Annotated in this window: 11 protein-coding genes and 1 pseudogene; all 12 read right to left on the reverse strand. The window is 47.5% G+C overall.

Annotated elements, in window-relative coordinates; all coding sequences use genetic code 11:
* Positions 1 to 102: 102 nt before the first annotated feature.
* Positions 103 to 291 (reverse strand): annotated as a pseudogene (locus PP175_RS30170) (hypothetical protein); the annotation flags it as partial.
* A 397-nt stretch (positions 292 to 688) separates the two neighbouring features.
* Complete coding sequence (locus PP175_RS24635) at positions 689 to 955, reverse strand: hypothetical protein (protein ID WP_272440818.1); 267 nt, start codon at positions 953 to 955, stop codon at positions 689 to 691.
* Positions 956 to 1,193: 238 nt separating this feature from the next.
* Entirely contained in the window at positions 1,194 to 2,549 is a 1,356-nt protein-coding gene (locus PP175_RS24640; protein WP_272440819.1) for an APC family permease, read from the reverse strand.
* Positions 2,550 to 2,712: 163 nt separating this feature from the next.
* On the reverse strand, positions 2,713 to 3,399 hold the full coding sequence (locus PP175_RS24645; RefSeq protein ID WP_272440820.1) for a DNA-3-methyladenine glycosylase: 687 nt from the start codon (positions 3,397 to 3,399) through the stop codon (positions 2,713 to 2,715).
* A gap of 75 nt (positions 3,400 to 3,474) precedes the next feature.
* Positions 3,475 to 5,169, reverse strand: a complete 1,695-nt coding sequence (locus PP175_RS24650; protein ID WP_272440821.1) for a M3 family oligoendopeptidase — start codon at positions 5,167 to 5,169, stop codon at positions 3,475 to 3,477.
* Positions 5,170 to 5,265: 96 nt separating this feature from the next.
* Positions 5,266 to 6,684 carry a Na+/H+ antiporter NhaC family protein gene (locus PP175_RS24655; protein WP_272440822.1) on the reverse strand — a complete coding sequence of 473 codons (1,419 nt, stop codon included), beginning with the start codon at positions 6,682 to 6,684 and terminating at the stop codon, positions 5,266 to 5,268.
* Positions 6,685 to 6,872: 188 nt separating this feature from the next.
* Positions 6,873 to 7,361, reverse strand: coding sequence for a DinB family protein (locus PP175_RS24660; RefSeq protein WP_272440823.1), 489 nt, complete (start codon positions 7,359 to 7,361; stop codon positions 6,873 to 6,875).
* Positions 7,362 to 7,416: 55 nt separating this feature from the next.
* Entirely contained in the window at positions 7,417 to 8,208 is a 792-nt protein-coding gene (locus tag PP175_RS24665; protein ID WP_272440824.1) for a putative hydro-lyase, read from the reverse strand.
* Positions 8,209 to 8,235: 27 nt separating this feature from the next.
* Positions 8,236 to 9,426: an NRAMP family divalent metal transporter gene (locus tag PP175_RS24670; protein ID WP_272440825.1), complete on the reverse strand. Its 1,191-nt coding sequence runs from the start codon at positions 9,424 to 9,426 to the stop codon at positions 8,236 to 8,238.
* Between the two features lie 24 nt (positions 9,427 to 9,450).
* Positions 9,451 to 10,212: a 5-oxoprolinase subunit PxpA gene (gene pxpA / locus PP175_RS24675; RefSeq protein ID WP_272440826.1), complete on the reverse strand. Its 762-nt coding sequence runs from the start codon at positions 10,210 to 10,212 to the stop codon at positions 9,451 to 9,453.
* 11 nt (positions 10,213 to 10,223) lie between these two features.
* The gene (locus tag PP175_RS24680) at positions 10,224 to 11,225 is read right to left on the reverse strand and encodes a 5-oxoprolinase subunit C family protein (protein WP_272440827.1); all 1,002 of its coding nucleotides are present in this window, start codon (positions 11,223 to 11,225) and stop codon (positions 10,224 to 10,226) included.
* Positions 11,216 to 11,941: a 5-oxoprolinase subunit PxpB gene (gene pxpB, locus PP175_RS24685; RefSeq protein ID WP_272443367.1), complete on the reverse strand. Its 726-nt coding sequence runs from the start codon at positions 11,939 to 11,941 to the stop codon at positions 11,216 to 11,218. Before pxpB ends, PP175_RS24680 begins: the two co-directional genes overlap by 10 nt.
* Positions 11,942 to 12,275 lie beyond the last annotated feature (334 nt).

Genomic DNA, 12,275 nt, shown 5'->3' on the forward strand with positions numbered 1-12,275 from the left:
GTGTGAGCCTTTTCTCTCCCTATTATTTTTAACCACAGTATTTACTTTTTAAAAATAAAAATAGCCAAATTGGGCTGTCTGAAAGAATTTTTTTCCTCGGGCTTATTTATTCTGCCCAGAAACAGCCGATCGATCCTCCAGATTAACGCCCTGCTGCAGGAGATACATACGATAATATACCCCTTTCTTCACGAGCAGTTCCTGGTGATTGCCTTTCTCGACAATTTCTCCCTTATGAAGAACGAGGATAAGGTCCGCATCCTGAATGGTTGACAGCATCGCCTGGATGATGTACATTCCCTGGAGTGATTCATTTAATTTTGCGTTCAGCTGGCTGAGTTTCTCCCTTGCCGTATGGAATACACGGGCGCATAAGGCAATCTTATTAAAGCTCACCAGCTGGTAAAACATGAGGCCTACCGAAAGAAAATGCAGCACCAGGTAGAGTATCCCCAGGGCGAGAATGGGCTGCAGGGGAAAGTGGCGCGGAATCAGGTATTGATCGATAAACCGCTGGATAATAGCGGGTCCCGCAACGTTCGTTCCCGTTGCGAGAATCAGTGTGATAAAAGCAAGCAGCAGCTGTTTTTTGTACGGACTCATATACCCAAAGAGGCGCCGAAGTACCTTCTGGCGGGCGCGGCCGCGCGTCATATGACAGAATTATGAAACTTCTATCCGTGGAGCCTCAGGTCATCAATACCGCCCCGAAAAGAAAAACCCGCCATACATACCGGCATCCATAAACGAGTCCAGCAAGCAGCACGATGATGCTTAGCCATATTATAAGCTCCTGAGACCCCATCGACCTGTCTTTGATGCCGTCCACCACCTTCCATGTAATGTACGGAGGGATTAGATTAATTAGCGAAACAAAAAACAAGAAAAGTACACCAAATCCATAACTTCTCTTCTCTTCTTTAAAATACCAGAGTAAATCCTGAAATATCCGCATAAAAGCATCACCATTCCCTAAGCAGACTTCGGTCCCATCAGAGCGGCAGACACTGGCAGTGAACTAAGACTGAACCCATGTAGATAAGAAACAGCCATAGGCAAGGCCGATGGCTGTTTTACTTTTCCAAAATAATGGAACATTTATATGGTATTATACAATCCTTTTTTTACAATATCTCTACTGTGAAATTGTAAGTGTTTGAAACGCTGCTTACATGCTTATCCGGTACCCTGTCTTAACCTTTTAAAGGCTGGTGAATATCCGCTGCGTTTCCTGCCCTTTTTTCTTCCCGTTTATTTAAAATCCAGTAAAGAGGGAGACCGATCGCAGCTAATCCGATAGCCAACAAACTATCTCTTGGACTGTCAAAAAGCGTACTGATTACGACAAACGCGGACCCTACAATCGCAATGAGCGGAACGATGGGATACAGTGGCACACTGTATGTTCTTAACTCGCTGTTGTTTCTTCTGCGCAGGATAAAAACGCCGATAAACGCTTGGATATAGAAAATGTATACGACGAAAATAGCAATGTTAGATAAACGGTCCGGATCAGCGAGCACCATCATAACAACAGACAAGATGATCTGGGAAAGGGTGGCATTCACCGGCGTTCCCCACTTTTTGTGGACGCGGGATAGCAGGCCTGAAGCCGGCAACTGGCCACGTTCGGCCATAGCATAAGGCACACGAGGGAATGTTAATATTTTACCGTTCAAGCATCCAAATATTGAAATTAAAATACCGATGCTGATCAACTTGCCGCCGATTCCGCCAAATAAGATAGCTGCCGCTGTTCCTGCAGCGTTCTCACCGAGCCTTACGATGTGCGAAGCGGGGAGCACATGCAAAATCGCTACATTAACCAGCAGATAAGCAGCGGTCACCAGCACTAATCCACCAATAATAGCTTTCGGCAGAAGCTTAGCTGGATTCTTCATCTCACCTGCGACAAAACCAACGAGCATCCAGCCGTCATAGGCCCATAACGTTGCAAGTATGGCCGCACCCATGCTGATCGGCTGGCTGCTTCCGCTCGCCATACCAAAAATGTCTCCATTCCCTTTCCAGATACCAAAAATTGCAATTAATGCGATCGGAATCAATTTGGCTATTGTAGCCGCCGCCTGGACCATTCCGCCATATTTTGTCCCAAGGCTGTTTACGACGCCCAGGAAGAGCACAGCTGCGAGACCGAATGCCATCTTCCACGATGCAGGCAGCCCAAAGAGATTCGCCATCAACGATCCAAAGTAGAGGCCAAGCGCTCCGATGATAGCCGGTCCATAAATAATCGTTTGTACCCAGCCGCTGACGTACCCCCACAGCTTACCGTAAATTTCTTCTAGATAGACATAAAGCCCGCCTGTTTTAGGAATTTGGGTGCTTAATTCCGCAACCGTTAACCCGCCTGCAATGGTTATAATTCCTCCCAGGACCCAGGCAAGCAGTGCCATATTCGATCCGCCGGAAGCCGCAATCACTTTCCCCGGTTTCATAAAGATTCCCGAACCAATAACAGTGCCGATGACGATCGACATCGCTACCGTTAACCCAATCTCTTTTTTAAGCCCGCCTTCTGTCTCCATCTTATAATGTTCACCCCTTAAAAACTTATGTCTACGCTGAAAAAACACTTTCCTGTATGATAACATACTTTTTACGTAAACTACTTTTTTGTTAAATTACTTCCCTTTTGAATAATAAGAAAAACAGCCGCTGGCATTCAGCGGCTGTATATGTTGTCCGCATTCATTTTGTTTCTCGTTTCACTTTCCTGGAAACGAAGGGACTGTCTTTTATATAAAAACGCCAGGGATACGCCGCTGCCTCTTCTGCATAATCGACACCAATGCGCGGTGCGCAAACAACCTCAAAGGATTGTGCCGGGTTGGGCAGTTGCAAATCTTGCCCTTCCAGTTGTGGATGCTCCCCCTCCGGCTGGAACGGTAGCCCTGAGCTAATATACAGCCCATCCCCGCCTAGAAAGCGTCCATTGTCCGAACGGTTTATGCCCAGCGCCTGGCACAGCTTGCCTGGCCCATTCGTTAAACCGTACCGTTCTTTAGTTGTAAGCGGCCCTGGTTTTCCGTAACGGGCCAGCGCCATTTCTTCGATGCCGGATACCGGCTCAAGCGCCCGAATGAGCACAGCTTCCGGACTTCCAACCGCAGCGGTTACCGCATTAATGCAGAAATGCTTTCCATATATAAAATAGACGTAAGCATAGCCTGGAGGGCCATACATCACCTCGTTGCGATCGGTTCTGCGGCCGTTGTAGGAGTGGGCCGCCTTATCTTCTGGACCCATGTAGGCTTCCGTTTCGACAATTTTCCCTGCCCTGCAACTACTATCCGACTGATGGATTAGATACTTCCCCAGCAGATCTCTGGCCACATCAATTGTGTTGCGGCTGTAAAATTCCTGTGGTAGTTTCACAACGTCACCTCATTCCAGATCCAGCAGTTAGACCCGTACATGCCTTTTATCTACCACCTGGAAGGGTGACTGCCATTATAGACTGGCATCTTCTACCTTATCCAGCCAGCTTTCAGTTCCTTTCACAACCTCATTGATACAGCCATCTTCAAATGGTGAAACCAGACCCGCTACCTTCACAAGTTCCGTAAAGGAAAGGCTGCCGCCCTTTTCGCATAGTCTCACATAATCCTCCCAGGCAGATTCTCTGTTTTCCTGAGACTTCTGCCAGAACTGCAGGGCACATATTTGCGCCAGCGTGTAGTCTATGTAGTAGAAGGGGGAAGAGAAAATATGGCCCTGTTGATGCCAGAAACCGCCGCGCTCCAGGTAATCATTCTCCGCGTAATTCCTGTGCGGCAGATATTTACGTTCAATATCCCTCCACGCCTGTTTTCGCTCGGCAGGAGTGGCATCTGGATTTTCATACACAAAATGTTGGAACTCGTCGACCGATACACCGTACGGAATAAACAGGAGTGCGCTACTCAGGTGGGAGAACTTATACTTATCTGTCTCCTCCTGAAAGAACAATTCCATCCACGGCCACGTAAAAAACTCCATACTCATGGAATGAATTTCTGCCGCTTCATAGGTGGGGAAGAAATACTCGGGTACCCCATATCCCCGGCTGGTATATACCTGGAAAGCATGGCCTGCTTCGTGTGTAAGCACGTCAATATCACCGGATGTTCCATTAAAGTTGGAGAAAATAAACGGGGCACCAAACTTGCTGATATAAGTGCAGTAGCCGCCGCTGCTTTTGCCTTTCTTGCTCACCAAGTCCATCAGTTCGTTCTCACTCATAAACGTAAAAAACTCGTTGGTTTCAGGAGAAAGCTCAGCGTACATTTTCTTACCGTTCTCTAATATCCACTGCGGATCACCTTTTGGCCGCGGGTTTCCCGATTTAAACTGAAACGTATCATCATAGTAAGTTAATGTATCAACATCGATGCGGGCCCGCTGTTTCTCCTTCAACCTGGTGGCGACTGGAACAAGTGACGCTTTGACCTGGTCCCTGAAACCGGCAACCATATCCCGGTTATAATCGGTCCGGGTCATTCTCGCATACCCCAGCTCCACGAAGTTCTTAAAGCCAAGCTTGCGTGCAATTCGGGTTCTCACTTTTACCATCCGGTCATAAATATCATCCAGCTTCTCTTCATTGGCCGCATAGAAAGAATATTTGGCTTCGCTGGCCTTCCTGCGTACATCCCGATCGGCAGACTGGATGAAAGGGCCGAGCTGCGCCAGGTTTCGTTCTTCGCCTTCAAACATAATCTTTGCAGATGCGATAAGATTGCGGTATTCGCTTGCCAGTTTATTTTCTTCCTGCAGGTCTTCAATTACCTCAGGAGAGAACGTTTTTAAAGTAAGTTCTGCAATTTTAAACAGCTGCTTTCCCCACTTATTCTCTAATTCGCGGCGGAATTTAGAGTCAACGAGTGCCTGGTAATAGTTAGAGACTAACGCCTGGTAATGCGGCTGGACTTCATCGAAGTATTCCTGTTCCTCTTTGTACGTTTCATCATTCGTGTCAATGGTATGCCGGATCATCGCAATCTCAGCCATCGATTCGTAATCACTTCGTAGCTCATTGATGTTTTTCAGTGCTTTATCCTGCTCATCAAAGCTTGACGCTGATTGAAAAGAACGCAGCAGATCGTTAAATTTGTCTTCAATCTCCTTTATTTGTGGCCGTTTATAAGGAAACTCGCTAAATTTCATAAGCCTTGCCTCCCTTTCCATATTTCGTTAGGATCTTCACTATGATTGTATACGATTGGCGGTCAATTGGAAAAGAAGCTGACACGCGGGCCTTTCTTACCGCAAAAAGAAAGAGGCGATCCCAAACAACACCGTTGTAATTCCAGCAGCAATTAGGGCAGGAATCAGTTTTGTTCGCGCATATGCGATAACCGGCAAGTCCAGAATCGTACACAGCGTAACCGTATTATCACTTAGCGGCGAGGCGAATGCCCCGAAAGTTCCGCTTGCGAAGACGGCACCGATGACAAGCAAAATATTCGCCCCCGCCTGATGTGCAAGCGTTACGCCAAGCGGCATTAATAATCCCCACGTGCCCCACGACGACCCGATAAAATAGGAGATAAGCCCGCCAAGCAGAAACAAGACAGGGGCCACAAAAAAGTGAGGAATCCACCCTTTGACATGACTCGTAATATAGCGAGAAAACCCAAGGTCCTCTGCCACCGCTGAAACTCCCCAAATAAGGGCAAGCATGATAATGACAGACATTAGTTCATTGCCGCCTTTCACAAAATGCGTGACAAGCTTGGAGACAGGAATCTTCTGAAAGAGAAAGTAGATAAGGGTAAGGATTAAAGTCAGGAACAATGCCTCAAGCATAACGCCCAGCGCGTCGCTGTGCAGGAAGGCGTCAAAGAAGCCTGTCGCCTGCCTTCGCCCATCCCACCAACTGAGGAATAAGGTCGCACACAGAACAAAGAGCAGAGGAAGGAGGAGATTCCACGGCTTAATTGGTGTCTCCTTCTCATAGGCACGATAGCAGGACTGCAGCCCCTCTTCTCCCTGCTCAGCATTGGGGTTCTCATTCTCCGTTTTGATTATATCTGCATCCTTTTTAAAAAAGGTATAAAAAAGTCCGAGAGCTATCATAACAAAAGAGAAAAAGTTAAAAGGAATGCTCTTTACATATACGGTGTATGGTTTATCGTGGATGCCGTTTTCCCGAAGCGCCATCGCGATGACCGACACCATGTAGCCGACAAACGCAGTTGCCAGCGGGATTAACCCGACGACAGGGTTCGATGTTACTTCAATGACAAAGCCGATTTTCTGAGAGGACATTTTCAAGCGGTCCTTGAGTGCCTTCATAATCGGTGCAATGGTCACAATGCGGAAATCGGGGTCGCTGAATGTGAACATGGTAGAAATCCATGTTAGCAGCATGGCGCTTCGCTTAGACTTGACTTTCTTGCTGACCAGGTGGACAAATCCCTTTATCCCCCCTGCTAATTTAATAATGCTAATTAAACCTGCAAATGTGTAAAGAAAGATAATGATCCGGATATTGCTCGGTTTCACAATGTTGTTTACCATATAAGCCAGCATTGTCCGAATACCACCGAGAAAAGTGGGATCTTTTAAATAACTGCCCAGCAAAAGGGCTACAAATAAACCGGGCTGTACCTGTTTCGTTAGGACTGAAATTGGTATGACGATTAAAAAAGGAAGGAGCGAAACCCAGGAACCCCCCACAAAAACACCTCATTTCCAGCTGATTGCTGTACTAGTATCGCTGGAAAATGTTCCAATTATGTATATAAGAAAACCATCGCAGGCCATGCCGCTCTCTCTTTTCCCTCATAGAAGTTTTTACGGCCGCTTTGTGTAACGACGGGCGGACACTAAAAAAGGGAGACTGGCATAATCAGTCTCCCCGTTCGTTATTTTGTTTGCAGTTCATTTGCGACAATCTTTTTTAAAGCCTGCACAATTCCTGTATGGCTGGCTTCATGATAAATACCAAGCGCAAACAGTTCACCATAAGTGTGGTACTGCCTGCCAGATCCCAGGGTTACTGGTTTTGGCAGGTTTTCATCCAGCCTTCCTTCATAGGTGCTGGTAATGCGGTCTGCCTGATCCTGCAACTGCACCTTCAACGTGTCCAATGAAGGCGGTTCTTCTGTCCACTCAAAGGGTTTCGTGCCGTTCCCAAAAAGTTGTTTGTAATTTGCCGGAAGATGCTGTGTCCTATTGGGAAATCCAAACATGAACTGTTCATCCACGGTAAGAATATGGCCGATATTCCAGCGAATCGTGTTATTAAACCCCTCCGGCTGGTGATCAGCCTCTGCTTCCGTTACACTCTCAATATTTTTTAACAGCGAGTTGCGTGCATGGGTAAACTGCGCAAATAAAAGTGTGCTACTCAACCGGCATCTCCCTTTCTGTGTAACGATTGGTTTCCACTTTATTGTAACAAAATTCTTACAAAATGCTATAGCGTTCTTCTTTGCAATCTGTAATGAACATATGGCCCGGCGCATGGGTAATCATAATTTCGGGTTTTACATGCATCGCTACGGCCTGGGGCGTAACACCGCATGCCCAGAATACAGGAACTTCTCCTTCTTTGATCATCACGGCATCGCCGAAGTCTGGTTTATGAATATCTGCAATGCCAATTGAAGCCGGATTGCCAATATGCACAGGAGCCCCATGTACGGAAGGAAAACCCGTTGTAACCTGCACAGCGCGTACCACATCCTTTTCTGGAACAGGGCGCATGCTCACTACCATTGGCCCTTCAAACTGTCCGGCTTTTAAGCACGGAATGCTTGTTTTATACATAGGAACATTACAATTTTGCTCGATATGGCGAACAGGAATATCATTTTTAATCATAGCCTGCTCAAACGTAAAGCTGCAGCCGAGGAGGAAAGCAACCATGTCATCCTCCCAATAGCGGGTGATATCCGTGGGCTCATCAACAAGCTCACCATGCTTGTATACCCGGTACTTGGGTATATCTGTTCGCAGATCGGCACCGGGAGCAACAAGGCGGGGAATGGCTGAGCCCGCATCCGTTACATCCAGAACCGGGCACGGTTTTGGATTGCGCTGGCAGAAGAGAAGGAAATCGTACGCAAGCTCCTTCTTTAAAATGGCCAGGTTTGCCTGCGTGTAGCCTGGTGCCATTCCCGCTGTCGGGCTGGTCCAGGCTCCTCTTCGAATCTGTTCACGTGCTTCTGCCGGAGAAAGTATAGGTGAAGTAATCATGTTATGACCTCCTAGGGATAAAATGATTTATTTAAAAAGCTTTGGAACATCGTTGATCATGGTATACACGCCCATAAAGGCCATGGCAACCACGATAATGATGCCAAAAATGGTAAGCCAGAGTGGATGTTTGTAATCTCCTACAATTTTCTTCCTGTAAGCGGCAATGAGCATAACCCCAAGTGAAATTGGAAGAATTAAGCCATTGAGTGATCCTACCAGTACGAGAATTTTTACCGGTTTTCCAACTAATACAAAGATGATCGTAGATAATACAATGAATGCAATAATAAGCCAGTTCTGCCTTCTTTCCAGACTGCTATGAAAAGTACGAATAAATGAAACAGACGTATACGCAGAACCAATTACAGACGTGATAGAGGCCGCCCACATAACAACCCCAAAGATGATATACCCGATATTTCCTGCTGCCAGCTGAAACACAGAGGCTGGCGGATTTGCCGGATTAAGGGCCAGGCCTTTTGCAACGATGCCAAGCGCTGCGAGAAACAGCACAATCCGCATAATCGAAGCAATGCCGATAGCAGATAAGGCACCTTTTTGAATCTGGGGCAGCACCTTTCTCCCTTGAATGCCAGCATCAAGCAGCCTGTGGCCGCCGGCAAAAGTAATATAGCCGCCTACCGTTCCGCCTACAAGCGTCACGATTGAGAGAATGTCAATTTTAACCGGTGCAAAAGTTCTTACGACTGCTTCACCCACAGGCGGAGATGAAATGATAGCCACATAAATCGTCAGCAAGATCATGACAAACCCGGCAATTTGGGAAAAACGGTCCATTGCCCTGCCTGCTTCTTTTACAACAAATACCGCGATTGCAATGACACCGCTGATAACCGCGCCTGTTTCAGGCCTCATGCCAAACATAACGTTAAGTCCGAGGCCTGCCCCTGCTATGTTGCCGATATTAAACGCGATCCCCCCAATCACGATTAATAGGGATAGCAGATAGCCTAATCCCGGCAGCACCATGTTCGCAATATCCTGCGCCCTTTTTTCAGAGACGGCGATAATCTGCCAGATGTTCAGCTGTGCACCAATATCAAGAATAATAGAAATTAAAATAACAAATCCAAAACTTGCTGCCAGCTGATTGGTAAAGACTGTCGTTTGTGTTAAAAACCCGGGCCCGATAGCCGATGTGGCCATCAAAAAAGCTGCGCCAATCAAAATACTTGTTCTTGTTTTTCTTTCCATATGCCCTCTTTCTTTCTCTACTTTTTATACTCCAGCTGCCTGTATGGATACACCCGCTTCTAGCAGAAGTTCTTGAATTCGGCGGGCAAATGCAAGCGCATGCGCGCCATCGCCGTGAATGCATACCGTATCGGCTTGAATCGTAATCTCTTCCCCTGTCACAGTTGTTACCTTGCCTTCTTTCACCATTGTTATCACCTGTTTTGCGGCTGCTTCTGTATCTGTAATAAGCGCGTTTGCCTCTCTGCGGGATGTAAGTGATGCGTCCGGCTGGTATGTGCGATCCGCGAAAACTTCGCTTGCTGTGCGCAGCCCAATTTGCTGGCCTGCTTTAATCAGATCGCTGCCAGACAGTCCGAACAGGATGCATTCCGGATTGATATCATACACCGCTTCAGCAATGGCATTTGATAATTGAGAACTTTTCGCCGCCATGTTATACAAAGCACCGTGCGGCTTGACATGCTGCAGCTTTCCACCCTCTGCTTTGACAAACGCGGATAAGGCCCCCATCTGATACGCAACCATTTCGTACGCTTCTGATGGGGTAATATCCATATTTCTCCTTCCGAATCCTGCCAGATCCGGCAGTCCCGGGTGCGCGCCAACCGCAACGCCTCTTTCCAGCGCCATTTTTACTGTTTTTCTCATGACGGCCGGATCCCCTGCATGGAACCCGCACGCAACATTCGCGGACGTAATAAAAGAGAGGATTTCTTCGTCCGATCCCATGCTGTAGGCCCCAAAACTTTCCCCCATATCGCAGTTGATATCTACCCGATACATGCTCAACCCTCCTATTTCGTTTGAAGATAGATTCCGTGTTTCACTTTCTCAATGTCCTGCTCGCGCTGAAGCAATAGCCTCTGGGCTTCTTCCAGAGACACCTCTTTAAAAGAAATCGTCTCACCTGGTTTTACCTGGGCAACCACCGGCAAATCTACCGATATGACCTGTCCAATCTTAGGATATCCTCCTGTCGTCTGGCAATCTGCCATAAGCAGAATAGGCTGTCCTTCCGGTGGAACCTGAATCGTGCCTCTGCATACGGCTTCTGAGATGAGTTCCTGCTGCTGCGCCAGCTCAAGTACTTCTCCTTTAAGCCTGTAGCCCATCCTGTCGGACTGGGTTTGCACGGCAAATGGCTCGCTATAAAACGCATGCCTGCTTTGCTCCGTAAACAGTTCGGCTTGAGCCCCTCTTACAACCCGAACAACAGGATTTTCCCGGTAATCAGGCATAAGTTCCCTGCCTATGCTCCAATTTACACTGGAAAAGGATGCCGAGCACTGACCCTTGATCGGCTCCATCCTGGCTTCCGATTGCTCAGAGGGAGCATCGGTCACCAGCACATCGTCTTTTTGCAGCGCCCTTCCGTTATAGCCTCCAATCCCTGCGCGTAAATAAGTGCTCCTGCTTCCTAACACTTTCTCCGCATGAAAGCCTCCGGCAGCAGCCAGGTAGGTTCTGCATCCAGCCCGACACTGCTTAAAGATAAGGCTGCTTCCCGCCCGTACGTACACAGGCCGCCATTCTGGAACGGGTTCCCCATCAATTTCAGGAGATAGGCTGCTGCCGCAGATTGAGATAAATCCGTCGGTATCAAACCGCAGCTGCGGACCGACCAGCGTGATTTCCAGAACCGCCTCATTCTCCTCATTGCCAACCAGCAGGTTAGCCATGCGCAGAGCAAACGAGTCCATCGCACCGCTCATGATTACCCCATACTTTTGCAGGCCATTCCTTCCCCCATCCTGCAGGGTAGTAAGCAGCCCTGGACGCAGTACGGTTATTTGCATACCGCTGCCTCCTTCCATTTGTCAAATTCCAGCCGGGATATCTGGCGAAACCGTACATGATCACCGGCCCGCAGAAGGGAAGGTGGATTGTCTTCCGGCTTAAAAAGAGCAAGCGGAGTCTGTCCAATCAACCGCCAGCCGCCTGGCGTTTCAATGGGATACACACCAGTCTGCATGCCGGCTATGCCTACTGACCCCGCAGGAATAGCGAGCCGGGGAGAAGCCAGACGCGGGGCGGCAATTTTCTCAGACATCCCGCCCATAAATGGAAAACCGGGAGCAAATCCGATCATGTAAACGAGATAATCGTTTCCCGTGTGAATCTCGATGACTTCCTCCTCGGTAATTCCGTTATGCTTCGCAACAAATTCCAGGTCGGGCCCTAATTCTTCTCCATAGCAGACAGGAATTTCAACAACCCTTGCTTCTTCTTTCATCGCCTCTACGGAACTTTGCAGGATGTTCTGTAAAAGGGAACAAACAATGGAATAAGGAGTTGGGGTATTTTCATTTTCTCCAGATGCCATTGCGTAAACGATTACGGGGTTATAATAAACCGTTACGGTTGTAAATGCGGGTACATATTCAATCATGCCATTAAAGGGGTATTTATCTAAAATGGCACATAAGTTTGACACTTTAATCTGGGTTTCTTCAGATATAGTGTTACCGACCCGCATAACAACAGCTGAATCACCGAGCGGGGTAAACTCCATCACCTTAACGCCTCCTACATTCTATGACCATTTCTGTGGTGCTTATTTTATTAATTGTAAAGTTAGACAGTTACAAAAACAATACAAGATTTATTTTCCATAAAGCATATTTAGCTTTTTTTACTAGCGCAATTGAGAAAAACATCGTGGGCGATGTCGCTCTCTCCTTTCCCCGCATAGAAGTTTTTACGGCCGCTTTGTGGAACGACGGACGGACCGGCAAAAACATCTGGGTATCTCAATGATGGAGACAGTTTGCCGGTCTTTTTCGCCCTCTGTTCCACACGCTCCATTAGAAAACTAGGTTGCTGCTAAGCTGTAGCGCTGGCAGCAA

The sequence above is a fragment of the Aneurinibacillus sp. Ricciae_BoGa-3 genome (genome assembly GCF_028421645.1).
Classification (GTDB): Bacteria; Bacillota; Bacilli; order Aneurinibacillales; family Aneurinibacillaceae; genus Aneurinibacillus_B.